The organism is Actinomadura sp. NEAU-AAG7, from assembly GCF_018603865.1.
Taxonomy (GTDB): Bacteria; Actinomycetota; Actinomycetes; order Streptosporangiales; family Streptosporangiaceae; genus Spirillospora; species Spirillospora litoris.
In genome coordinates this window covers 984,881-1,006,639 of the sequence record NZ_JAHFZY010000002.1, presented here as the reverse complement: position 1 = coordinate 1,006,639, position 21,759 = coordinate 984,881, and the positions used below count along the sequence as shown (strand labels likewise).

Annotated in this window: 23 protein-coding genes; 9 read left to right on the top strand and 14 right to left on the bottom strand. The window is 72.3% G+C overall.

Going from position 1 to position 21,759, the window contains the following annotated elements; all coding sequences use genetic code 11:
• Nucleotides 1–28 precede the first annotated feature (28 nt).
• The 3 genes from KLI87_RS14005 to KLI87_RS13995 all read right to left on the bottom strand — a co-directional run bounded on the left by KLI87_RS14005 (nucleotide 29) and on the right by KLI87_RS13995 (nucleotide 2,338).
• Complete coding sequence (locus tag KLI87_RS14005) at nucleotides 29–406, bottom strand: hypothetical protein (protein WP_156215987.1); 378 nt, start codon at nucleotides 404–406, stop codon at nucleotides 29–31.
• A 248-nt stretch (nucleotides 407–654) separates the two neighbouring features.
• Nucleotides 655–1,581: a DUF4097 family beta strand repeat-containing protein gene (locus KLI87_RS14000; RefSeq protein WP_214617237.1), complete on the bottom strand. Its 927-nt coding sequence runs from the start codon at nucleotides 1,579–1,581 to the stop codon at nucleotides 655–657.
• A 130-nt stretch (nucleotides 1,582–1,711) separates the two neighbouring features.
• A complete protein-coding gene (locus tag KLI87_RS13995; RefSeq protein WP_156215989.1) occupies nucleotides 1,712–2,338 on the bottom strand; it encodes a cob(I)yrinic acid a,c-diamide adenosyltransferase in 627 nt (208 codons plus the stop codon).
• 42 nt (nucleotides 2,339–2,380) lie between these two features.
• Between KLI87_RS13995 and KLI87_RS41515 the strand changes: the two genes are divergently transcribed.
• Nucleotides 2,381–4,027: a GMC family oxidoreductase N-terminal domain-containing protein gene (locus KLI87_RS41515; protein WP_308166000.1), complete on the top strand. Its 1,647-nt coding sequence runs from the start codon at nucleotides 2,381–2,383 to the stop codon at nucleotides 4,025–4,027.
• A gap of 380 nt (nucleotides 4,028–4,407) precedes the next feature.
• Here the strand turns inward: KLI87_RS41515 and KLI87_RS13985 are convergent, their stop codons facing one another.
• Both KLI87_RS13985 and KLI87_RS13980 read right to left on the bottom strand, forming a co-directional pair.
• A complete protein-coding gene (locus tag KLI87_RS13985) occupies nucleotides 4,408–5,907 on the bottom strand; it encodes an aldehyde dehydrogenase family protein (RefSeq protein WP_214617236.1) in 1,500 nt (499 codons plus the stop codon).
• Between the two features lie 89 nt (nucleotides 5,908–5,996).
• Nucleotides 5,997–6,578 carry a hypothetical protein gene (locus tag KLI87_RS13980; RefSeq protein ID WP_156215991.1) on the bottom strand — a complete coding sequence of 194 codons (582 nt, stop codon included), beginning with the start codon at nucleotides 6,576–6,578 and terminating at the stop codon, nucleotides 5,997–5,999.
• 90 nt (nucleotides 6,579–6,668) lie between these two features.
• On the opposite strand from KLI87_RS13980, the gene KLI87_RS13975 reads away from it, so the two are divergent.
• Nucleotides 6,669–7,205, top strand: coding sequence for a PadR family transcriptional regulator (locus tag KLI87_RS13975; protein ID WP_214617235.1), 537 nt, complete (start codon nucleotides 6,669–6,671; stop codon nucleotides 7,203–7,205).
• A gap of 11 nt (nucleotides 7,206–7,216) precedes the next feature.
• Here the strand turns inward: KLI87_RS13975 and KLI87_RS13970 are convergent, their stop codons facing one another.
• The gene (locus KLI87_RS13970) at nucleotides 7,217–8,038 is read right to left on the bottom strand and encodes an NAD(P)H-binding protein (RefSeq protein WP_156215993.1); all 822 of its coding nucleotides are present in this window, start codon (nucleotides 8,036–8,038) and stop codon (nucleotides 7,217–7,219) included.
• 135 nt (nucleotides 8,039–8,173) lie between these two features.
• On the opposite strand from KLI87_RS13970, the gene KLI87_RS13965 reads away from it, so the two are divergent.
• Nucleotides 8,174–8,827, top strand: a complete 654-nt coding sequence (locus KLI87_RS13965; RefSeq protein ID WP_214617234.1) for a TetR family transcriptional regulator — start codon at nucleotides 8,174–8,176, stop codon at nucleotides 8,825–8,827.
• 292 nt (nucleotides 8,828–9,119) lie between these two features.
• Here the strand turns inward: KLI87_RS13965 and KLI87_RS13960 are convergent, their stop codons facing one another.
• The 3 genes from KLI87_RS13960 to nucS form a co-directional block, all read right to left on the bottom strand.
• A complete protein-coding gene (locus tag KLI87_RS13960) occupies nucleotides 9,120–9,902 on the bottom strand; it encodes a site-2 protease family protein (protein ID WP_214617233.1) in 783 nt (260 codons plus the stop codon).
• Between the two features lie 91 nt (nucleotides 9,903–9,993).
• On the bottom strand, nucleotides 9,994–10,404 hold the full coding sequence (locus tag KLI87_RS13955) for a DUF3224 domain-containing protein (RefSeq protein ID WP_156215995.1): 411 nt from the start codon (nucleotides 10,402–10,404) through the stop codon (nucleotides 9,994–9,996).
• A gap of 113 nt (nucleotides 10,405–10,517) precedes the next feature.
• Nucleotides 10,518–11,198 carry an endonuclease NucS gene (gene nucS, locus KLI87_RS13950; RefSeq protein ID WP_214617232.1) on the bottom strand — a complete coding sequence of 227 codons (681 nt, stop codon included), beginning with the start codon at nucleotides 11,196–11,198 and terminating at the stop codon, nucleotides 10,518–10,520.
• A gap of 299 nt (nucleotides 11,199–11,497) precedes the next feature.
• On the opposite strand from nucS, the gene KLI87_RS13945 reads away from it, so the two are divergent.
• The gene (locus KLI87_RS13945; RefSeq protein ID WP_156215997.1) at nucleotides 11,498–11,713 is read left to right on the top strand and encodes a hypothetical protein; all 216 of its coding nucleotides are present in this window, start codon (nucleotides 11,498–11,500) and stop codon (nucleotides 11,711–11,713) included.
• 14 nt (nucleotides 11,714–11,727) lie between these two features.
• Here the strand turns inward: KLI87_RS13945 and KLI87_RS13940 are convergent, their stop codons facing one another.
• A complete protein-coding gene (locus tag KLI87_RS13940; RefSeq protein ID WP_214617231.1) occupies nucleotides 11,728–12,714 on the bottom strand; it encodes an LLM class flavin-dependent oxidoreductase in 987 nt (328 codons plus the stop codon).
• A 56-nt stretch (nucleotides 12,715–12,770) separates the two neighbouring features.
• Between KLI87_RS13940 and KLI87_RS13935 the strand changes: the two genes are divergently transcribed.
• From KLI87_RS13935 to KLI87_RS13925, 3 genes are read left to right on the top strand one after another with little or no spacing between them, the layout of a single operon-like run.
• Nucleotides 12,771–14,333, top strand: a complete 1,563-nt coding sequence (locus KLI87_RS13935) for a 3-hydroxyacyl-CoA dehydrogenase (protein ID WP_214617230.1) — start codon at nucleotides 12,771–12,773, stop codon at nucleotides 14,331–14,333.
• A 44-nt stretch (nucleotides 14,334–14,377) separates the two neighbouring features.
• Entirely contained in the window at nucleotides 14,378–14,689 is a 312-nt protein-coding gene (locus KLI87_RS13930) for an ATP/GTP-binding protein (protein ID WP_214617229.1), read from the top strand.
• A gap of 53 nt (nucleotides 14,690–14,742) precedes the next feature.
• The gene (locus KLI87_RS13925; RefSeq protein WP_156216001.1) at nucleotides 14,743–15,459 is read left to right on the top strand and encodes an alpha/beta hydrolase; all 717 of its coding nucleotides are present in this window, start codon (nucleotides 14,743–14,745) and stop codon (nucleotides 15,457–15,459) included.
• A 4-nt stretch (nucleotides 15,460–15,463) separates the two neighbouring features.
• Here the strand turns inward: KLI87_RS13925 and KLI87_RS40015 are convergent, their stop codons facing one another.
• From KLI87_RS40015 to mce, 3 genes are all read right to left on the bottom strand, one after another.
• Nucleotides 15,464–16,963 carry an AI-2E family transporter gene (locus tag KLI87_RS40015; RefSeq protein WP_214617228.1) on the bottom strand — a complete coding sequence of 500 codons (1,500 nt, stop codon included), beginning with the start codon at nucleotides 16,961–16,963 and terminating at the stop codon, nucleotides 15,464–15,466.
• 188 nt (nucleotides 16,964–17,151) lie between these two features.
• The gene (locus KLI87_RS13915; RefSeq protein ID WP_156216003.1) at nucleotides 17,152–18,468 is read right to left on the bottom strand and encodes a DivIVA domain-containing protein; all 1,317 of its coding nucleotides are present in this window, start codon (nucleotides 18,466–18,468) and stop codon (nucleotides 17,152–17,154) included.
• Between the two features lie 381 nt (nucleotides 18,469–18,849).
• Nucleotides 18,850–19,272: a methylmalonyl-CoA epimerase gene (gene mce / locus KLI87_RS13910; protein WP_214617227.1), complete on the bottom strand. Its 423-nt coding sequence runs from the start codon at nucleotides 19,270–19,272 to the stop codon at nucleotides 18,850–18,852.
• A 126-nt stretch (nucleotides 19,273–19,398) separates the two neighbouring features.
• Between mce and KLI87_RS13905 the strand changes: the two genes are divergently transcribed.
• Nucleotides 19,399–20,589, top strand: coding sequence for an acetyl-CoA C-acetyltransferase (locus KLI87_RS13905; protein WP_156216005.1), 1,191 nt, complete (start codon nucleotides 19,399–19,401; stop codon nucleotides 20,587–20,589).
• A gap of 10 nt (nucleotides 20,590–20,599) precedes the next feature.
• Here KLI87_RS13905 and KLI87_RS13900 read toward each other — a convergent pair whose 3' ends face one another.
• Nucleotides 20,600–21,316: a DUF4230 domain-containing protein gene (locus KLI87_RS13900; protein ID WP_246249561.1), complete on the bottom strand. Its 717-nt coding sequence runs from the start codon at nucleotides 21,314–21,316 to the stop codon at nucleotides 20,600–20,602.
• 125 nt (nucleotides 21,317–21,441) lie between these two features.
• Here KLI87_RS13900 and KLI87_RS13895 point away from each other — a divergent pair, with 125 nt between their 5' ends.
• Complete coding sequence (locus KLI87_RS13895; protein WP_214617226.1) at nucleotides 21,442–21,744, top strand: DUF3817 domain-containing protein; 303 nt, start codon at nucleotides 21,442–21,444, stop codon at nucleotides 21,742–21,744.
• Nucleotides 21,745–21,759: the final 15 nt, after the last annotated feature.

Genomic DNA, 21,759 nt, shown 5'->3' with positions numbered 1-21,759 from the left:
CACCCGGTCGCGGGGCCCGGAGAACGGATCAGACCTGCTTCACGACCGGCTTGGCCTTGCTGCCGGCGGTCTCGAACTTGAGCTGCTTGTTGTTGCTCACCACCGACTTGTCCGCCGAGCCGCCACCCTTGACGATCACGCTGACGCTGACCGCGGTGCCCTTCGGCGGGGCCACCGTGAACGTCTTGGTCTGGCCCTTGCCGACGTTGTCGGTGCACCGGGCCTCAAGGATGTCGCCGACGCAGATCGCGGCGGTGTAGTTGCCCTTCTGCGTGACCTTGACGGTGACCTTGGCGGGCGCGGCGGCGTCGGCCGTCGAGGCCATGCCGAGCCCGATGAGTCCGGCGGCGCCGACGAGCGCGGCGGCGGTGACGGTACGGCGGGCGGGGAAAGTGCGTGCGGACATTTCTTCTCCCGATCTCTGGGAAAGGTGGAGATCGCAGTGCGACCTTCTATGCCCAGGAGTACGGGGCCCCCGATCAATCGGGTTCAGTGGTATTCGCCTAAATTGCCGATCGGTGACGCTTATCAATCGGCGCCCGGGAATTGTCACGTTCCGCACCGCGCACAGCCCGCGCCCGAGGCGACGACACCCGCCGTTACCCTCGCGCCGGCCCGGAAGAACAAGCGAGAACGCCGTGAGCCCCGGGAGGATCAGGCCGGGGAGACGACGGCGTCGCCGTCGCCGGTCGAGACCTTGATGTGGCGCTTGGCCGTGGAGTCGTGGTGCAGGTTCGGGTCGATCTTCTTGGAGCCGGTGCCGGTCTTGACGTCGATCGCGTAGGCGGGGCCCCGGGGCACCCGGACGTGGACGTCGCCGGTGTTCGTGGTGGCCTGGAGGGCGCTCGGGGGAGTCAGCAGGCCGAGCGTGATCGAGCCGTCGTTGGTGCGGGCGACCACGCGGTCGGCGGTCAGCGAGGCGGCGTCGATGCGTCCGGTGCCGGTGCGCAGTTCCGCGAGCGTGGCGCGTCCGGAGAGCTGGATGCGGCCGTCGTTCGAGCGGGCGCTGAGCCGGTCGGCGGTGAGGCCGGTCGCGATGATCGCCCCGGTGCCGGTGCGCAGGTCGGCGGTCGTGGCCCGGCCCGAGACCCGGACGGCGGAGTCGCGGGCGTCCAGGGACAGCGAGGTGGCGCGCAGGTCGCTCGCGGTGATGCCGCCGGTGCCGGACCTCAGCCGCACCGCGCCCGCCAGGCCGGAGGCGACGATCTTGCCGTCGCTGTTCTCGACGTCGACGGCGATCGAGCGCGGGACCTCGATCCGGTAGGAGATCCGGCAGGCGTTCATGCCGATCACCTGCCGGGCGCATCGGGACGACAGCGAGAACGTGCCGCCCTCGGTGACGTGCCGCGCCTGCGGCTTGTTGTTCTTGTTGGACCAGTGCAGCTTCTCCCGCACCTTGATCCCGGGCGCGTCGGAGGCGACGATCTCCACCTTCCCGTCGCCGGACCGCACCTTGAGCCGGTCGACGCCGGCGGGCCCGTCGTAGGCGCGGGTCTCACCGTGCTGACCGAAGTCCAGCCCGCATCCGGTCACCGTGGCCGCCAGGACGGCCAGCACAGCCACACCGCTCAGGGTCCTCACGTCGCCTCTCCTGTCGTCTGCTCCCCCGTACGACGACAAGGATCCTCCGGTCGTAGGCGCCCCACCAGGAGGAAGACCGGCTTGTCGGGGGTGGGGCTAGCCCCACCCCCGTCCTGAGGGACGCCCCGGGTCAGCGTTCCCCGCCGGGCTTCCACAGGATGTCGCCCCGCCCGGCGTTCGCGACCCGGCACAGGATGAACAGCAGGTCGGAGAGCCGGTTGAGGTAGCGGGCGGTCAGCGGGTTGACGCCGCCCTCGGCCGCGTCGGGGTCGCCGTCGGCGGCGGCGCCGTGCGCCTCGATCGCCGCCCAGGCCGACCGCTCGGCGCGCCGCGTCACGGTGCGGGCGACGTGCAGGAGCGCGGCTCCCGGCGTCCCGCCGGGGAGGATGAAGCTGCGCAGCGGGTCGAGGTCGGCGTTGTGCTCGTCGCAGTCGGCTTCGAGCCGCTCGATGTAGGACGGGTCCACCCGCAGCGGCGGGTACCGCGGGTCGGGCACGACCGGCGCGCACAGGTCGGCGCCCACGTCGAAGAGGTCGTTCTGGACGCGGGTCAGCAGCGCCACCAGCGGTTCGGGCAGCGAGCCCAGGGCGAGGGCGACGCCGATCGCGGCGTTGGCCTCCTCGACGTCGGCGTAGGCCGACAGGCGCGGGTCGGTCTTCGGGGTCCGGGACGCGTCGCCCAGCGCGGTGGTGCCGTCGTCGCCGGTCCGGGTGTAGATCTGTGAGAGGACGACGGGGGTCTCCCTGTTCTTCGCCATGGCCGCACCCTAACCCGGCCTCGCCCGAAAGGTCGTTCGGTAGTGTTCAGGGCGAACCCCCCGGAGGTCGCCGTGTACGACTACGTCATCGTGGGAGCCGGCAGCGCGGGCTGCGTCCTCGCCGCCCGGCTGACCGAGGATCCGTCGCTGCGGGTCCTGCTGCTGGAGGCGGGGCCTCCCGACGGCGCACCCGAGATCCAGATCCCGCTGGCCGTGGCCACGATGATCAAGGGTCCCTACGACTGGGACTTCGCCACCGTCCCGCAGGCGCACGCCTCCGGACGCAGCGTCTACTGGCCCCGGGGGCGGACGCTCGGCGGCAGCTCGTCCACCAACGCGATGATCTACATTCGCGGGGCCCGGCACGACTACGACACCTGGCGCGACTCCTACGGCTGCGACGGCTGGGGCTATGAGGACCTGCTGCCCTACTTCGTCCGCTCCGAGGACCAGCAGCGCGGCGCGATCCCCTACCACGGCGTTGGCGGCCCCCTGCGCGTCGAGGACCTGCGCTACAAGCACCCGCTCACGCAGGCGTGGGTGCGCTCGGCGAACGAGGCCGGCCTGCCCGCCAACGCCGACTTCAACGGCGCCGAGCAGGACGGCGTCGGCTTCTACCAGGTCACCCACAAGCGCGGCAGGCGGTGGTCGGCCGCCGCCGGGTACCTCCACCCGGTCGAGAACCGCCCGAACCTGACCGTGGTGACCGACGCGCTCGCGACCCGCGTCCTGATCGAGGGCGGCCGGGCGACCGGCGTCCGCTACGAGGTCCGCGGCGAGACCGCCGAGGCCCGCGCGAACGCCGAGGTCATCCTGTCGGGCGGCGCGGTGAACAGCCCGCAGCTGCTCATGCTCTCGGGCGTCGGGCCCGCCGACCACCTGCGCTCGCACGGCATCGACGTGGTCGTGGACTCCCCGGTCGGCCAGGGGCTCCAGGACCACCCCTGTGTGAACGTCATGTTCGCCACGCCCCGCACCAAGCCGCTCTGGGAGCTGGCCAACGCCCGCGCGCTCGCGCTGTACCAGTCGCTCGCGCGCGGCCCGTACGCGTCCAACGTCGCGGAGTCGGGCGGGTTCGCCCGGACGAGCGAGGGCCTGCCCGCGCCCGACCTCCAGTACCACGTGCTGCCGACGCCGTTCATCGACCAGGGCCTGGTCGAGTCGTCGCAGCGGCTGCTGTCGATCCTCGTGGGGGCGGTCGCGGTCGCCAGCCGTGGGGCGCTGACCCTGCGCTCCGCGAGCCCGCACGCCAAGCCGCTGATCGACCCCGCCTACCTCTCCGACCCGGCCGACCTGGAGATTCTGATCGCCGGGATCCGGCAGACCCGGGAGATCGCCGCCACCGGCCCGCTCGCGTCGCTGGTCGGCGGCGAGTGGGCGCCCGGTGAGCAGGCGGACGACGACGCCGCGCTCGCCGAGTTCGTCCGCCGCGGCTGCGTGACGCTGTTCCACCCGACCAGCACCTGCGCGATGGGCTCCGGCGACGCCGTCTGCGACGCCGAGCTGCGCGTGCGGGGCGTCGAGGGGCTGAGGGTGGTGGACGCCTCGGTCATGCCGTCGGTCCCGCGCGGGAACACCAACGCGCCGACGATCGCCATCGCCGAGCGCGCCGCCGACCTGATCCGCGGGAACGCGCCGCTGGTGCCCGCGAACGCCGCCGCGCCGGTCGGCGCCCCGGCCGCGCAATGAGGCCGTGAGATGGGGGCGTGAGAAGAGGCCGTGAAATGAGGAACGCCCCCGTCTCTCGACGGGGGCGTGAAGTGGATCGGACAGTGCGGCGGCGTCACCGCTTGAGGGCCTTCGCCAGCCGGACGCGGCGGGCGTGCTTGGCCTCGGCGCGCAGCGCGGCCACTCGGTCGTTGACCAGGTCCCTGGAGATCTCCGGGCGGATCATGTTCTTCTCCTTGTTCCCGCCGGGCCCCCTCGGCCCGACAAGTACAAGGTTCGCCCTAAGGCGCCCCTCCCTACATCGGGACTAAGCCTTATCTCCCGGCCTCAGAGACGCCTTAGGCGCGGGGGCCGCGGGCCGGACGTCCTAGACGGCGGCCCGGCGCCTTAGGAGGGGGCGGTCAGCGCTTGTAGCGGCGGCCGTGGAGCATGGTGATCAGGCCGAGGACGCGGGCCATCTCCTTCTCCGTCCTGGCGAAGGAGGTCAGCGTCGTCGAGCCGAACCGCTGCCGGGTGATCGCCTTGGCACGGCTGAACTCGCGCAGCCCGTCGGCGCCGTGCACGCGGCCGAAACCCGACTCGCCGACCCCGCCGAACGGCAGCGCCGCGATGTTCGCGAACGCGGCGAAGGAGTTGATCGAGGTCATGCCCGAGCGCAGCCGCCTGGCAGCCTCCAGCGCGCGTGTCCGGTCGCCGGAGAAGACCGTCCCGGCGAGGCCGTAGGCGCCGCGGTTGGCGCGCTCGATCCCCTCGTCCAGGTCCTTGACGCGGTGGACGGTGATCGTCGGCCCGAACGTCTCCTCGGTCACGGCGGACGAGTCGTCCGGCACCCCCGTGAGCACGACCGGCTCCACATACGGCTTGCGGACGGACTCGACGCCCCCGACGACGGCCTTGCCGCCCTTGTCGAGCGCGTCCCTGATGTGCCGCTCGATGACGTCGAGCTGCCCCGGCATCGTGATCGGCCCGTAGGCGGCCTCCCGGTCGAACCCGGGGCGCAGGTCGCGCGCCTTGTCGGTGAGCAGGCCGAGGAATTTGTCGTACACCTCGTCCACGACGTAGATCCGCTCGACCCCGATGCAGGTCTGGCCCGCGTTCGCCATCGCGCCCCACAGCGCGGCGTCGGCGGCGGCGTCGAGGTCGGCGTCGGCGTCCACGAGGCAGGCGTCCTTGCCGCCGCACTCGGCGACGATCGGGGTGAGGTTCGCGGCGCAGGCGGCCATGACGCGCCTGGCGGTCCGCGCGGAGCCGGTGAAGGCGATCTTGTCGACGCCGGGGGAGGAGGCGAGCGCCGCGCCCGTCGCGCCGTGGCCGGTGACCACCTGGAGGACGGGCTGCTCGGGCACGACCCCCGCGAAGAGGGACGCGAGCAGTTCGCCGACGCCCGGGGTGAACTCCGACGGCTTGAACACCACGGTGTTCCCGGCCGCGAGCGCGTAGCCGATCGCCCCCATCGGCGTGAAGACCGGGTAGTTCCAGGGGCCGATGACGCCGACGACGCCGAGCGGCTGGTACTCCACGACGCAGCGCTGGTTGATCGACAGCAGGCCCGGGAAGACGTTGCGGGGTCCGAGCACCTTCTCGGCGTTGCGGGCGGCCCAGTCCAGATGGGTGATCGCCATGATCGTCTCAAGCTGGGCGTCCTGCAGCGGCTTGCCGGTCTCCTGGTGGATCAGCTCGGCCATCCGGCTGAGGTGCCGGGTGAGCGCGCCCTTGGCGTTCAGCAGCCGGAGCCGGCGCTCCTTCCAGCCGAGGGCGCTCCACCAGGCGGCCGCCTCGCGGGCCCGCCCGACCGCCCCGGCCACGGCCGCCTCATCGTGGACGGGGTGCTCGGCGACGACCTCGCCGGTGGCCGGGTTCAGGGACGCGAACGTCCTGGCGTTCTCCGTGGCCACGGACATGGGAACCTCCCGTGAGGGGCCTCATAGGGACTGCTTGACAAGCACTCTACGGGCGCTGCGACGCCCCGGGCGCCGCGGAGCCGGGGGCGTCAGCGCGGGACGCTCCCGGGCACGGCCCTGGAGGCGCGCCTCCTGGCGCTGTCGGGGTAGCGGGCGGTGACGACGGCGGGCACCGCGAAACCGGCGATCTTGCAGGCGACGAGCAGGGCGGTGTCGTGCGGCGCCCAGTGCTGGACGCAGCCGAGGGCCACGGCCAGCACGGTGAAGCTCGCCGCCCACACTGCGGTCAGCACGCGGTTGATCGACCGGAAGAGGCCGGTTCGCGCGACCGCCTCGCTCACCTGGCGGCGGGCGACGCCCTCGGTGAAGGGGCGCCCGGCGGCGAGCGTGGCCCACGCGGTGAGCGCCAGCCAGCCGATCGCGAGCGACGCGCCGTAGTCCAGCGCCGGAGACCCCGGGACGGTGAACGCGAGCGCGGTCAGCAGCGCCATGAACGCGCAGGTGGAGATCTCCAGGAACAGCGCGTCGGCGCGGTGCCCCCGCCGCAGGTCGTCGCCGAGCAGGACGGCCGCCGCGACGAGCCCGGTCAGCGCGCCGGCCAGGTCGTCCACCCCGCTCACGACGGCGAGCAGGATCCAGGGGAGGAAGGTGCGGACGTAGTACTTCGCCATGACGGTGGCCTCTCGGGCATTCCAACTTCGACATGTCGAACTTAGACATTCCACTATCGACATGTCAAGATTGGAGTGTAGGGTCGGCCCATGAGCCTGAGACACGCGGTGCTGGGCCTGCTGGCCGAGATGGACGGCTCCAGCGGCTACGACCTGATGCGGATGTTCGAGGTCTCGCTGGCCAACGTCTGGGGCGCGACGCAGAGCCAGCTCTACGGTGAGCTGGCCAAACTCACCGCCGACGGCTTCATCGAGGTCGTCGAGGAGGGCCCGCGCGGCCGCAAGGCCCACGGGGTCACCGCGGCCGGCCGGGAGGAGCTGCGGCGCTGGCTGACCGAGACCGCGCCCAAGGCCGTCCGGCGCGACGAGGTGCTGCTGCGGGTGTTCTTCCTCGGGCTCGTGACGCCCGAGCAGCGCGAGGAGTACCTGCGGGGCCGCGCGGCGGAGCTGGCGGAGCGGCAGGCGGGCATCGAGGCGGTCGAGGAGGCGGTGAGCTGGGGCGAGGACGACCTGTCGAGATACGGCCGCCTGGTCATGGAGTACGGCAAGCGCTTCATGGCGATGCGCCGGGAATGGATGGAGTGGGCCCTCCGGGAGCTGGAGGACCCACCCACGTCGGCGCGATGACGCCCGAGGGATCAGCGGAAGTCGTCGGCGTGGTCGGCGGCCCACTCGGCGAACGTCCGCCCGGGGCGGCCGGTGATCCGCTCGACCTCGGGTGAGATCTCGACCGGGCGGTGCTCGGCGTCCTTGCGGAGCTGGAGCAGCACGTCCACGATGCCCTCGCGCATGTAGGGCATCTTGAGCATCTTCTCCCGCGCCTCCTCGGGGCTGATCTCCTCGAAGCGCGCGGGACGCCCGGCGGCCTCGCCGATGAGCCGGACCATCTCGGGCGCGGTGATGCCCTCCGGCCCGGTCAGCACGGGCTTGGCGCCGACCAGGTCGTCGGTCAGCAGGGCCCGCGCGGCGACGGCGGCGATGTCGCGCTCGTGGATCGGCGTGCTGAGTCCCGCCGCGAACGGCTCCCGCACCGGCTCGCCGGCGAGGATCTCCTTGCGCCAGCCCAGCGAGTTCGACGCGAACACGCCGGGGCGCAGGAACGTCCACTCCAGGCCGGTCTCCTCGACCGCCTCCTCCATCCGCAGGTGCTTGGCGGCCAGCTCGTTGTCGGAGTCGGCGTCGGCGGCGGCGGACGAGGACAGCATCACGATCCGCCGGACCCCGGCGTCCTTGACGCGGGCGAGCACGTCGCCGAGCCCGTTCCAGAACACGGTCGGGTTGAGGAAGAAGGACGTGACGCCGTCCAGGGGCATCTCGTCGGTACGGGCCACCTCGGCGTCGGCGGGCAGGTGCGCGGTCGCGGGATCGCGGGTCAGCGCCCGGACCCGGGCGCCCGCGCACAGCAGCTCGCCCACCAGGTGGCGGCCGACGTTTCCGGTGGCTCCGGTTACAAGGATCATCGTTTTCCGGTTCTCTCGATCATTTTCGGTACGGGGTGTACCCCGTGCAGGGGCGTGTCCAGATTCAACCAAACAGATGACGTTGTCAACCACCCGGATGGTTGAATCGGTCGGGCAGCCGGTTACGATGAGGCCGTGTCCGAAACGACGAGACGGCGCCGCCGCGCGCCCGAGCCGACCGAACGCAAGCTCGACGCCGAGCGCTCGCGGCGGCTGCTGCTCGACGCGGCGCTGGACGAGTTCTCCGCCAAGGGCTTCGCGGGCGCCCGCGTCCAGGACATCGCCGACCGCGCCGGCGTGAACAAACAGCTGATCAACTACTACTTCGGCGGCAAGGAGGGCCTGTACCTCGCGATCGGCCGCCGCTGGCTGGAGCGCGAGGCCGAGTTCAACGACCCGTCCGTCCCGCTGGAGGACCTGATGGTCCGCTACCTGCGGCACGCCCTCGACGACCCGCGCGGCTCGCGGCTGAACGTCTGGCGCGGACTCACCGAGGACGCCGACCAGGTCGCCGACGAGGCCCCGGAGGAGTTCGCCGAGGACCTCTCCGACATGGAGCGCCGCAAGGCCGAGGGCCAGATCGCCGACGACCTCGACCCGGCCGCCGTCATGCTGCTGATGATGAGCGCGGTCGCGGCCCCCGTGGTGATGCCCCTGGCCGTCCGCCGCGTCTTCGGCGTGAGCGCCACCTCACCGGAGTTCCAGGACCACTACGCCGAACAACTCCGCCGCATCATCCGCCACCTGGCGGCACCACCCCAGGAGACACAGGCCCCGCCCGCTTCCTGACCGCGCTTCCGAGGGGCGTGCTAAAGCGTTTTTCGAGTGGCCTCAGCGGTCACGCGGGCGCGTTGGCTGACCGGTGGGGCGAGCCCTCACCGGGAAGATCGCGAAGCGATGCCGCGCCCGCCAAGGCACGGTCAAGGCACGAGCCGCCAGGCGAGTGCCGTGGGCGGTGGCGTGGTGAACACTGCCGTGGGCGGTGGCGTGGTGAACACTGCCGCGGGCGGTGGCGTGGTGAACACTGCCGCGGGCCGTGGCGTGGTGAACACCGCCGTGGGCCGTGGCTTTGGAACACGCCCTAGCTGTTCCAGAAGGTGAACAGGGAGTGCCCGAGGGCGACCGCGAACTCGCCCACGCCGAGCGCGTCGGTGATGTTGTAGACGCCGTCGAAGAACGCGTTGTTGATCGGCCTGATCCACAGGATCGCGATCAGGATCAGGAAGGCGTAGCCGCCGTAGGCCGCGGCCTGGTCGGCCCAGCGGCGCGGCAGGTAGGGCTCGATGATCCCGAAGCCGTCCAGCCCCGGGATCGGCAGCAGGTTCAAGATCGCGGCGGTGACCTGGAGGAAGGTCAGGAACGCGATGCCCAGCCAGAAGACCCCGTGGTCCTGGTGGGCGAAGTTCTTGTAGAGCACCGCCAGCATCACCGCGAAGATCGCGTTGGACAGCGGGCCCGCCGCGGAGATCAGGCTGTGCCGCAGCCTGCCCCGGATCGAGTGCCGCTCGATCCAGACGGCGCCGCCCGGCAGGCCGATCCCGCCGAGCAGGATGAACACCACCGGGATCACGAAGCTGAGGAGCACGTCGGAGTACTTGAGCGGGTTCAGCGTGAGGTAGCCCTTGGCGGCGACGCTGCGGTCGCCCGACCGGTAGGCCATGTAGGCGTGCCCGAACTCGTGCACCGACAGCGACAGGACCCACGCCGACAGCACGAACCCGAACAGGGCGATCCGGGCGGGCTTGTCGGGGTTCTCCCCGTACCGCCAGGCGATCAGCCCGAACAGGACGGTCGCCCCCGCGATCGCGAGGAACACCGGGCTCGGCTGGATCGCCGACCTCCCGGACGTCGCCCCCTTCGTCATCCTCATTCTCCCGGCCCCTCTCGCCCCGTCCGATCGGCCCCTTGACGCTACCGCCTGTCCCGTAGGGCCCGCGTCAGTCCTCCGGGGCCGGTCAGCCGACCGTGTACTCCAGGGACCAGGAGTGCCCGCCGTCCTCGCCGATCGTGATCGTTCCGGATCCGCGCAGGCCGGCCAGCTCGCCGGTGCCGGTCGTCGGGACGATCTGCCAGCGCAGCCACTGGGTGTCGGACGTCCCGTCCTCGCTGCCCGCGCTGTGCTGGAGGACGAACGTCCCCTCCCGCCCGTGCAGGATCCCCTGGACGTGCTCGATCGCGACGTAGGCGACGGGCCCGGCGGCCGACTCCACGCCGATCATCTCCGTCGTGCTCGTGCCGACCAGGTCGCCGTGGAAGGTCTTGCCGATGTGCGCGCGGGCCAGCTTGTTACCGCCCTGCTCGTCGTAGGGCTTCTCGCCGTCCCACGAGGAGATCTCGAAAGTGCCGCCGGCGTGATGAAGAGTCATGCCGCAATGATGCCGGACGCCTACGACAGCCCGCGCCACCGCGTAAGGCCACCTCAGCCCGCACGTGAGCGCGTTACCTGAGCGGCGGAGGCGAGCCCCCGTGGGCCGAGGTTCTAAAAGAGCGTCCCCTCGTGCTCGATGCCGCGGAGGGCGTCGTAGTCGAGGGTCACGCAGTGGATGCCGCGGTCGACCGCGAGGACGCGGGCCTGCGGTCTGATCTCCTGCGCGGCGAAGATCCCGCGGACAGGCGCGAGATGCGGGTCGCGGTTCAGCAGTTCGAGGTAGCGGGTGAGCTGCTCCACGCCGTCTATCTCGCCGCGCCGTTTGATCTCGACGGCGACGGTGGCGTTGCCCGCGTCCCGGCACAGGATGTCGACGGGGCCGATGGCGGTCGGGAACTCGCGGCGGATCAGGGACCAGCCGTCCCCGAGCGTGGTGATGTGCTCGGCGAGCAGTTCCTGGAGGTGCGCCTCCACGCCGTCCTTCTGGAGCCCCGGGTCCAGGCCGAGTTCGTGGCTGGTGTCGTGCAGGACCTCCTCGATGGTGAGGATGAGTCGTTCGCCCGACTTGCCGTGCGTGACCGTCCAGCGGGCGACGGCGCCGTTCTCCTCGAACGGCTCCTCGCGCAGCGAGCACGGCGGGTTCATCCAGTTGAGGGGCTTGTAGGCGCGGTCGTCGGCGTGGATGCTCACGCTTCCGTCCGCCTTGATCAGGATGAGCCTGGGGGCCATCGGGAGGTGGGCGGTGAGCTTGCCGGCGTAGTCGACGCTGCACCGGGCGATTACGAGACGCACGCTGCCCCACCTTAGTGACGCCGCCGACCGCCCGCGCCCTGTTGCCCAAGTCCCGGCCCGAGGGCGATCGCCTGGCGGCCCGCCCCCTTGACCGTGCCTTCGGGTGCTGATCGAGGTCGCCGCGAAACACGTCCTAGGTACCCATGCTCCCGCTGTGACCTGCGTAAGTACGGATGAGGCGGCCAATCTAGGGCGTCGTCCTCATGTGCGGACACCCCCCTTAGGGCGAGTCTCTAGGTACCGGGCCGGAACCAGCGGCCCGAAGACGGAGGGGTAAGGCCGTGTTCCACCACGACATCATGAGTTCGGTCGCGCGGGAGCGGGTGCGCGACCTTCAGGCGGAGGCGGCCGTGGCGCGCAGGGCCGGGATCGTCCGCCGGGCCCGCGCGTTCTGGGAGGAGCGCGCGCTGGTCCTCGCGACGCGTCCGGCCCGGCGGCGGGTGGCCGCGCGGGGACCCCGCAGCGCCGCCCAGGGACGGTGCGTCGAGAGCCGGGGAACCGTCCAGGCGCGCTGACGGCAGGGCATCGATCAGGAGAGGGAGGTCCGGACCTTGGGGAGCACTTCGGCGCCCAGGCGGGCGATGTTGTCCAGCGTGGCGCGGTGGGAGCCGGCCGCCTCGACGAGCAGCAGCAGGTGCCGGACGCCGGTGCGTTCGGCGGTCGTGACGAGGGATTCGACGCAGTCGTCCGGTGAGCCGACCGGATGCAGGTCGCACATGCGGCGGGTGTAGGCGACGGGGTCGCGGGACGGGCGGGGGCGGTCGTCGACGGGGACGTAGCCGTCCAGCCCAGGGCCGAGCCAGCGGGGCATCTCGGCGAGCAGGGTCGCGACGGCCTCCTCGCGGGTGTCGGCGACCTGCGCCAGGTGGGTCGAGACGTGCGGGGCGTCCGGCAGGCCGTGGCGGGCGACGGCGGCGGCCTTCTCCTCGTCGCCGACGTGCATGCCGAGCAGCATCGGCAGGCCGCGCTCGGCCGCGATCCGCTCGGACGCGGCGGACGTGCACGCCACGACGACCGGCGGCGGAACCGCGGCGCGCGGCACGACCGGCACCTCGCGGAACCGGAAGTGCTCGCCGCGCCAGGCGACGCGGTCCGAGCGCGACCAGGCCAGGAGCAGATCGAGGGATTCGGCGAAACCGGTCTCGTACCGGGGCAGACCGGTGCCGAAGACCTCCAGGTCGCGCCAGGGGCCGCCGCGTCCGACGCCGAGCCGGAACCGGCCGCCCGACAGCAGCGCGAGCATCGCCGCCTGCTCGGCGAGCGCCACCGGGTGCTGGTTGGACAGGACGCTGACGGCCGTCCCGACGTGGACGCGGCGGGTCAGCGCCAGCAGGTGCCCGGCGAGGACGGTCGCCGACGGCACGACGCCGTAGGACATGAAGTGGTGCTCGGCGAGCCACACGTCGTCGAACCCGGCGTGCTCGGCGGCGACGGCCGCCTCGACGGTGCGGGCGAGGGCGGCGGCGTCGTCCTGGTGGGGGAACCGGGCGGCGAGGAGGAAGATTCCGAAGCGCACATCTCCTCTCGTACCCGGCATGGGCGGGGCGCGCGCGCTCTGCGAGACTGCCGTTCATGACTGGGACGTTCAGCAGGGTCGGGGTCGTCGGGCTGGGCACGATGGGCGCGGGTATCGCCGAGGTGCTGGCGCGCGGCGGGCTGCCGGTCGTCGGCGTCGAGGCGGACCCGGACGCGCTGGAGCGCGGGCGCGGCCACCTGGAGCGCTCGACCGGGCGCGCGGTCAAGCGCGGCAGGCTGTCGGAGGACGCGCGGCGCGAGATCCTCGACCGCGTCGCGCTCTCGGTCGACTTCGCCGACCTCGGCGACTGCGACCTGGTCGTCGAGGCCGTCCCGGAGCGGCTCGACCTGAAGCACCGCGTGTTCGCCGAGCTGGACCGGGTGTGCCGCGCCGACGCCGTCCTCGCCTCCAACACCTCCTCGCTGTCGGTCACCGAGATCGCGGTCGCGACCGGGCGGCCCGCGAAGGTCGTCGGGGTGCACTTCTTCAACCCGGCGCCGGTCATGAGGCTGGTCGAGGTCATCGGCACCGTGCTCACCGAGCCCGAGGCGGTGGAGCGCGTCGCGGCGCTCGCCCGGGACCTCGGCAAGACGCCGGTGACGATCGGCGACCGCGCCGGGTTCGTCGCGAACCGGCTGCTGTTCGGCTACCTGAACCAGGCCGCGCACATGCTGGAGTCCGGGCACGCGACCCGCGACGACATCGACGCCGCGATGAAGGACGGCGCGGGCCTGCCGATGGGCCCGTTCACGCTCATGGACCTGATCGGCCTCGACACCTGCCTCCAGGTGCTGGAGGCCGTCTACGCCGAGTCCCGCGACCGCCGCCACGCGCCCGCGCCGGTGCTGCGCGAGCTGGTGGCCGCCGGGCTGCTCGGCCGCAAGACCGGCCGCGGCTTCTATGTCCACGACGGGCAGGAGCGGGCCGCCGAGGAGGAGGCCGCCGCCGCGCCGCCCACGGTCGGGGTGCTCGGCACCGGCCCGCTCGCGGACGCCTTCGCCGCCCGCTGCGACGGCGCGGGAGCCCAGGTCAGGACCGCCGAGGCCGGCCTCGGCGACTGCGACCTGATCGTCGAGTGCGCGCAGGACGCCGAGACCGGGCGGGCCCTGCTCGCCGCCGCCGCCGAGGCCGCGGGGGACGGCGCCGTGCTGGCCACCGCCTCGGGACCGGTGATCGAGCGCGCCATGGCGACGGGACGTCCGGGCGACGTCGTCGGCCTGCACCTGCCCGAGGCGGACGGCGCGCTCGCGGAGATCGCCGTCACGGTCGCGACCGGGCCCGGCGTCGCCGACCGGGCCGAGGGCCTCGCGCGGGGCCTCGGGCTGGCCACCGTCCGCTGCCGCGACCGCGCCGGGTTCATCGTGGACGCCCTCCGCTTCCCCTACCTGAACGACGCCGCCACGATGCTCGGCGCCGGATACGCGGACGCCGACGCGATCGACGCCGCGATGACGCTCGGCTGCGGCTACCCGTCCGGGCCGGTCGCCGACCTCGACCGGCTCGGGCTCGACCGGGCGGTCACCGTCCTGCGCGCGCTGCATGAGGAGACCCGCGACCCCGCGTTCGCCCCGGTGCCGCTGCTGGAGGAGCACCGCGTCGCCCGCCGCCCGCTCCGCTGACCGCGCCCGTTCCGTTCGCCGACGCGGCCCCTATCCTGACAATCATGAGCCCCCGCAAGAACCGCCGCGCCGTCTCGGGCCCCCGCCCGCGGGCCGGCGGCTGGGCCGAGGAGACCGAGGACGGGCCGGACGGCTCCTGGGTCGTCCGGATGATCGCGGGGGCGAACGCGACCAAGCCGTACCGGTGCCCCGGCTGCGACCAGGAGATCCCGCCGGGCGTCGCGCACGTCGTGGCGTGGCCCGCCGACGGGCGCGGCGGCGCCGACGACCGGCGGCACTGGCACCGGCCCTGCTGGGAGGCGCGGGGGCGCCGCTCGCCGCGCGTCCGGCGGTCGCGGGGCGCGCCACGTTACTGACCGCAGACCGCACTGGGCCGTCCCCGAGCGGGGCGTCCGGGAAGAGGAGAACGATGGGGGACATCAGGGCGTCGAGCGTGCTTCCGGCGCGGCGCGAGGACATCACCCTGCACACCGCCGACGGGCTGGAGCTCGTCGGCGAGCTGGCGCTGCCGCCCGAGCGGCCGCCGGTCGCGACGCTGGTCTGCCTGCATCCGCTGCCGACCGCCGAGGGCATGATGGACAGCCACGTCCTGCGCAAGGCGTCCTACCGGCTGCCCGCGCTCGCCGACCTCGCCGTCCTGCGGTTCAACACGCGGGGCACGACGTCGGCGCGCGGCACCAGCCAGGGCGAGTTCGGCGAGGGCGAGACCGAGCGGCACGACGTCGCGGCGGCGCTGGAGTACACCGAGTACCACGACCTGCCCCGCCCCTGGCTGCTCGGCTGGTCGTTCGGCACCGAGCTGGCCTTGAAGTGGGGACGCGACCCGCTGGTCGAGGGCGCGATCCTGCTGTCGCCACCGCTGCACCGCGCCACCGACGCCGACCTGGACGCGTGGGGCGCCGACGGGCGCCCGGTGGTCGCGCTCGTGCCCGAGTTCGACGACTACCTGCGCCCGGACGAGGCCCGCGAGCGGTTCAAGCGCGTCCCGCAGGCGGAGGTCGTCGCGGTCGACAACGCCAAGCACCTGTGGGTCGGGGAGCCCTACGTCCGGACGGTGCTGAACGAGATCGTCCGGCGGGTCGCCCCGGCCGCCCATCCCCTGCCCACCACCTGGGACGGTCCCTGACGCCCTACAGCGTCTCCTGGCGGGGCATCAGCACCTCGCGGATGAGCAGTGAGATCGCGGCGGCGGTCGGGATCGCCAGCAGCGCGCCGACCACGCCGAGCAGCGCGGCGCCGATGAGCGCCGCCACGATCGTCACCGCGGGCTGCACGTCGACCGTGCGCTTCATCACGCGCGGGTAGACGACGTAGTTCTCCACCTGCTGGTAGATCACGTAGAAGGCGATGCAGATCGAGCCGTCGGTGACCGTCCCGGTGAGGAAGGCGACCAGGCACACCACGACCGCGCCGACCGTGGCGCCGACCAGCGGGATCAGGTCGGTGACCGCGACGATCAGCGCGAGCGCGAGCGCGTACTTCACGCTCATGATCTCAAGGAAGATGTAGGACGTGAGGCCCGCGATGAACGCGATCGTGAACTGGCCCGCGACGTACCCGCCGATGCGGTCGAGGATCTCGTCCCCGAGCAGCGCGACCCGCGCCCGCCGCGAGCGCGGCGCGAGCTGGTAGAAGAACGTCTTGATCTGCGGCAGGGAGCTGAGGAAGTACAGCGTGAGGATCAGGATCGTCACGGTCTGGAAGACGCCGTTGATCGCGACCTTGCCGATCCCGGTGGCGGTGTCGGTGAGCCCGTCCTGGAAGCCCTTGCTGTTGACGGCCTTCTGCGCGCGGTCGAGCAGCCCGTAGCGCTTGTCCCACTCGGCGAGGCGCTCGTTGTTCTGGAGCTGCGTGACGTAGTCGGGGATGTTCTTGCGCAGCTCGGTGACCTGCTCGGACACCGGCTGGACGAGCGAGGCGACGAAGCCCGCGAAGAACGCCAGCACGCCGAGGAACACCGTGCCGACCGCGACGCCGCGCGGCAGCCCGATCCGCCGCAGCCGCTCCACCGCCGGGTTGAGCCCGACCGCGAGGAACATCGCGACCACGATCATCACGATCACGGACTTGGCGTTCGTGGCGGCCTTCACCAGCATCCAGGCGGTGATCACGCCGAGCGCGGCGGTGAAGCCGAACACGAACGGGTGCGCGCGGCCGAGCGGCTCGCCGGGCCGTCCGAACGGGAAGCGGTGGTCGACGCCCGCCTCGCGGCGCCGCTGCTCGATGTCGTGCGCCGGGTCGGGCGCGCCCGGCTCGGGCGGGACGGGCTTGACGGCGTCCTCGTCGCGGGACCGCTCCACCGGCCCGCCGGTCGCCGGATCCCGCTCGCCGAACGGCTTGTCGGTCTTCTCCGGGTCGAGGGCGCCGCTCGGCATCTTCGCCTCCTCGGCGAGACGCTCCGGGCCGTCCTCGGCGCTCTCGCCCCCGCCGGGGCCGCCCTTGGCGGGCTCGCCCTCGGGAACGTCGTCCTTGGCCGGGTCGTCCTTGAGCGGGTCGTCCTTGAGCGGGTCGTCCTTGGGCGCGTCGTCGGTGGAGGTGCTGTCGGCGGGCGGGGACGGTGCGGGGACCGCGCGGCGGCCTTCGCCGGGGGCCGCCGCCGGGCGGTCCTCGTGGGGGGTCTCGTCGGGCACGCCGATCTCTCTTCCTCTTCCGTCCTGCCATCCGCCGGGCGTGCGGCCTGGGCCGGAGGCCACCGCGCACGGGATAGATGACGGAAAGCCTAGAGGCAGTTCACGCCTCTAGGCTTTCCGATCACGCCTGTCACCCGGTCGCGGCTTACCCGGTCGCGCCGGTCAGGTGCCGGTGGGCACGCCGACCGTCACTCCTGCCACCAGTCCTCGTCGTCCTCGTCGGACTTCTTGCCCTGGGCCTGCTTGGGGGGCCCGGCCTTGGCGGCGGCGGGCTGCTTGGGCTGGGCCGGGGCGGGCTTGGGCTCGGCGGCCGGAATCGCCGCCTTCTCCGGGGGCGCCGCCAGCTCGGGGTCGCCGCCCATCGCGGGCGCCACCCCGCCGATGAGCTGGCGGAGCTGGTTGAGGTGGCTGGTGATGCTGTCGCGCTGCCGGGTCAGCTCGTCGACCTGGCGCTGCGCGGCGGTGCGGACGCGGTCGGCCTCGGCCTTGGTCTCGGCGAGCAGCTGCTCGGCCTGCGACTTGGCCTCGGCGATGACGTTGTCGGAGTTCTTGCGGGCGTTGGCCATGAGCTGCTTGGCGTGCGAGTCGGCCTCGCGCCGGGTCTGCTCGGCCTGCTGGGTGGCCTTCGCGGCGCGCTGCTCGGCGGACGCGGCGCGCTGCTCGGCCTCGGCGACGAGCTTCTGCGTGGCGGCCTGGGCGTTGGCGTGGCGCTCGGCGTCCTGCCGGTCGGCCTCCTCGCGGCGCGCGGCGAGCTGGATCTCGAACTCGGCCTCGGCCTGGGCCCGCTGCGCCTCGCTCTCCTCCAGGATGCGCTGGGCCTGGGCCCGCATCTCGTCGGCCTGCCGCTTGGCGGTCGTGAGGATCTCGTCGCGCTCGCGCTTGGTGGAGGCGCGCAGCTGCGCGACCTCGCGCTCGGTCGTGGTGCGCAGCTTGGCGATCTCGCGCTCGGCGCCGGCGCGCTTCTCGGCGACCTCGTGGTCGGCGGTGGCGCGCAGCTTGGCGACCTCGCGCTCGGTCGTGGAGGTCAGCTCGTCGGCCTCGCGGCGGGCGGAGGTGCGCACCTCCTCGGCCTCGCGCTCGGCGGCGCCGCGCATGTCGTCGCCCTCGCGCTGGGCGTTGGCGCGCAGTTCGGCGGCGTCGTTCTCGGCGGTGGCGCGCTGCTCGGCGGCGTCGACCTTGGCCGCGGCCTTGATCTCGTTGGCCTCCGACCGGGCGGCCTGGACGAGCTCGGTGGCCTGCTCCTCGGCGAGCCGCAGCAGCTGTTCGATGCGGGCGCCGAGGCCGGAGTAGGTGGGACGCTCCTGTTCCTGGAGCTGGCGGTGGGCGTCCGACAGCTCCCGTTGCAGGGCCTGCGTCTGCTCACGGGTCTGCCGGACCTCGTTGTCGAGCTGTTTGATGTGCTCGTCGACCTGGTGCCGGTCGTAGCCGCGAAGCACCACGTCGAACTCGCGCGGGGGCGTGTCTTCAAAGAAGTTGCTGAGCTGGGCGTCGATGTCGGACTGCATGTGGCTCAATCCTGATGTGACGGGGCTACGGGTAGTTCCGGGGACCGGTTGAACGCCTGGCATGACGGGCGCTGTGCCCCAGACCTCTTCCGGCGAATGAAGCGTACTCCGGACACTGCCGTGTTGGGGGCTCATCTTGACGCGCTGCGTGTTTTGTCGCTTTTGGGGGGTTGCCCTTTCCTGGCCCGGCGGCCCAGGTACACGCCCCCAAAATGCACCAGATGTGGCTGAACGGTCACAGAGTGACTGTCCGTACCCGTGTGCTCGCAGGGGTGATATCGAACACGTCACGATCCAAGGGTTCCGCGCGGACGCCCGGCGCCGCGCGCCGCGCCGCCGTGCCCGGGAGATCTTGTGATAGCGGCGCGGGCGCGGCGGGGGTCAGCCCTTCTGGACCAGCTCGGTCAGGACGCCGTGGCAGTCCTTGGGGTGCAAAAAGTTGATCAAGGAGCCCATCGAGCCCTTCCGCGGCGTGTCGTAGAGGACGCGCACGCCCTCGTCCGCGATGTGGTCGGCCTCCTCCTGGACGCTCCTGTCGGTGCCGAACGCGATGTGGTGGACGCCCTCGCCGTTCTTCGCCATCCACTTGGCGACGGGGGAGTCCTCCCGGATCGGCTGGATGAGCTGGAGGTAGCTCGCCGCGCCGTCCCCGGTGTCGTTGATCTTGAGCATCGCCTCGCGGACGCCCTGCTCCTCGTTCACCTCGACGTGCACGTCCTCGAAGCCGTAGGTCCGCCGGTAGAACTCGACGGTGACGTCGAGGTCGTAGCACGCGATCCCGATGTGGTCGATGCGGGTCAGCATTGGCGGTTCTCCCTCATGACAGTGTTCTCCCGAATGACTGCGGGGACAGGCCGACAGGGAGGGCGTTCCCTCCCGCTGGGTATGGTGGCAAACGTCGCCGCAGCGCACCATTCTGGAGGCCCCCACATGACCGCCACGTCCGTGATCGTCGCCGGAGCGCGCACCCCCGTCGGACGCCTGCTGGGCTCGCTGAAGGACTTCTCCGCCGCCGACCTCGGCGCGCATGCGATCAGGGCCGCGCTGGAGCGCGCCGGGGTGTCCGGCGACCAGGTGCAGTACGTGATCCTCGGCCAGGTGCTCCAGGCGGGCGCCGGGCAGATCCCCTCGCGGCAGGCGGCGGTCAAGGCGGGCATCCCGATGACCGTCCCGTCGATCACGATCAACAAGGTGTGCCTGTCCGGGCTGGACGCGATCGCGCTCGCCGACCAGCTGATCAGGGCGGGCGAGTTCGACATCGTCGTCGCGGGCGGCATGGAGTCGATGACGCAGGCGCCGCACCTGCTGCCGAAGTCGCGCGGCGGCTACAAGTACGGCTCGGTCGAGATGCTCGACCACATGGCCCACGACGCGCTCACCGACTCCTTCGACGGCATCGCGATGGGCGAGTCGACCGAGCGCCACAACGGCAGGCTCGGCATCACCCGCGAGGAGCAGGACGAGTTCGCCGCCCGCTCCCACCAGCGCGCCGCCGCGGCCATCAAGAACGGCGTCTTCGACGAGGAGATCGCCCCGATCGAGGTCCCGCAGCGGCGCGGCGAGCCGATCCTGTTCGCGACCGACGAGGGCGTGCGCGGCGACACCACCGCCGAGTCGCTGGCGCGGCTGCGCCCCGCGTTCAGCAAGGAGGGGACGATCACCGCGGGCTCGTCCTCGCAGATCTCCGACGGCGCCGCCGCCGTCGTGGTGATGTCCAAGGCCAAGGCGGAGGAGCTCGGGCTGGGCTGGCTCGCCGAGATCGGCGCGCACGGCAACGTCGCCGGCCCCGACAACTCGCTCCAGTCGCAGCCGTCCAACGCGATCAGGCACGCCCTCGGCAAGGAGGGCCTCGGCGTGGACGACCTCGACCTCATCGAGATCAACGAGGCGTTCGCGGCGGTCGGCGTGCAGTCGATGCGCGACCTCGGCGTCGGGCCGGAGAAGGTCAACGTCAACGGCGGCGCCATCGCGCTCGGCCACCCGGTCGGCATGTCCGGCGCCCGGATCGCCCTGCACCTGGCCTACGAGTTGCGGCGGCGCGGCGGCGGGATCGGCGCGGCCGGCCTGTGCGGGGGCGGCGGCCAGGGCGACGCGCTGGTGCTCCGCGTCCCCGCCGAGTAGCGGCCGGGGGTCACTGGGCGGCGGTCTGCCGGACCGTCACGGTCTTGAAGCCGACGGCGCGCAGCATGCTCTCCAGCATGAGTTTGGTGTTGGCGTCGGCGCGGTGGCGCAGGCTGCTCTCGGTCGCCGCCGCCTGGATCTTCTGGCTCGCCAGGACGTAGAGCTGCCGCTGGTCGTTGGGGTTGCCGCTGAAGAAGTCGCCGAAGCGGTTGAACAGGCCGCGTTCGGTGGCGAAGACGTAGCTGCGCTTGGTGTCGAGGTTCGTCGGTTCCAGCTGCGCCGGGGGAAGGCTGATGGTCGCGGACGTCCGGTCCTGGTCCACCTTGACCGCGCCCGAGGCCAGCCTGGAGAAGTCCACGTAGGCGTCGACGGAGCCGTTGCCCACGAACAGGGTCCGCTTGCCGCGCAGCGCGCCGGGCAGGAACTTCGCGTCCTTCTCCAGGTCCACGACGACCTGGAAATTGCCGCTGGCCGCCTCGTAGCGGTGCAGGTCGCGGATCGACTGGAGCAGGGCGGGGCCGCTGCGGTCCTTGGTCTCCTCGGCGAACGGATTCAGCCAGTGGGGCAGCATCCGGAGCGTCTGCTGGGCCACCAGGACGAGCGCGATGGTCGCCACGACCAGGAGGAGGGGCGCGCGGAGGGCGTGCCAGGGCGCCGCCTTCGCGGCGGCCCTCGTCGCGGGCGCGGGCTTGCGGGGGGCGTCGTTGCGCGATTCCGAACCGGCCATGTGAGGTGACATTCCCGGATGAATGCGCCATCCACCCGAGCCGAGTTTCGGTCCGCCGATTCGGGTGTGAGAAGCGCCATACGCCTCGTCCGAAACCGGAGCCGGCGTCCGCGCGTTGACAGGCCGTGGACATCGTTCGTGCCTTCCGTGTCGTCTCCATCGCCGAGGCGGTCTCGTTCCTCGTGCTGCTGCTGATCGCCATGCCGCTCAAGTACATGGCGGACGCTCCGGCGGCGGTGCAGGTCATGGGCCCCCTGCACGGCGTCCTGTTCCTCGCCTACGTGGGCATGGTGTTCTTCGTCCGCGAGAACCTCCACTGGAGCGCCGGGCGGACCGTCCTCGCGCTGGGGGCGGGCGTGCTGCCGGTGGCGCCCTTCCTCGTGGAGCACTTCTGGGCCAGGCCCGCCGAAGCGCCCGCGCGGGCGTGAGGACTGCCGGGTTCT

Coding starts and splice junctions, on each gene's coding strand:
- KLI87_RS13970 (WP_156215993.1), bottom strand. CDS start 8,038: ATGATCCTTGTAACCGGAGCCACCGGAAACGTCGGCCGCCACCTGGTG.
- KLI87_RS13985 (WP_214617236.1), bottom strand. CDS start 5,907: ATGTCCGTGGCCACGGAGAACGCCAGGACGTTCGCGTCCCTGAACCCG.
- KLI87_RS13915 (WP_156216003.1), bottom strand. CDS start 18,468: ATGCAGTCCGACATCGACGCCCAGCTCAGCAACTTCTTTGAAGACACG.
- KLI87_RS13980 (WP_156215991.1), bottom strand. CDS start 6,578: ATGGCGAAGTACTACGTCCGCACCTTCCTCCCCTGGATCCTGCTCGCC.
- KLI87_RS13935 (WP_214617230.1), top strand. CDS start 12,771: ATGACTGGGACGTTCAGCAGGGTCGGGGTCGTCGGGCTGGGCACGATG.
- KLI87_RS13960 (WP_214617233.1), bottom strand. CDS start 9,902: ATGACGAAGGGGGCGACGTCCGGGAGGTCGGCGATCCAGCCGAGCCCG.
- KLI87_RS14005 (WP_156215987.1), bottom strand. CDS start 406: ATGTCCGCACGCACTTTCCCCGCCCGCCGTACCGTCACCGCCGCCGCG.
- KLI87_RS13945 (WP_156215997.1), top strand. CDS start 11,498: ATGAGTTCGGTCGCGCGGGAGCGGGTGCGCGACCTTCAGGCGGAGGCG.
- mce (WP_214617227.1), bottom strand. CDS start 19,272: ATGCTGACCCGCATCGACCACATCGGGATCGCGTGCTACGACCTCGAC.
- KLI87_RS13905 (WP_156216005.1), top strand. CDS start 19,399: ATGACCGCCACGTCCGTGATCGTCGCCGGAGCGCGCACCCCCGTCGGA.
- KLI87_RS13925 (WP_156216001.1), top strand. CDS start 14,743: ATGGGGGACATCAGGGCGTCGAGCGTGCTTCCGGCGCGGCGCGAGGAC.
- KLI87_RS13930 (WP_214617229.1), top strand. CDS start 14,378: ATGAGCCCCCGCAAGAACCGCCGCGCCGTCTCGGGCCCCCGCCCGCGG.
- KLI87_RS13975 (WP_214617235.1), top strand. CDS start 6,669: ATGAGCCTGAGACACGCGGTGCTGGGCCTGCTGGCCGAGATGGACGGC.
- KLI87_RS13955 (WP_156215995.1), bottom strand. CDS start 10,404: ATGACTCTTCATCACGCCGGCGGCACTTTCGAGATCTCCTCGTGGGAC.
- KLI87_RS13995 (WP_156215989.1), bottom strand. CDS start 2,338: ATGGCGAAGAACAGGGAGACCCCCGTCGTCCTCTCACAGATCTACACC.
- KLI87_RS13900 (WP_246249561.1), bottom strand. CDS start 21,316: ATGGCCGGTTCGGAATCGCGCAACGACGCCCCCCGCAAGCCCGCGCCC.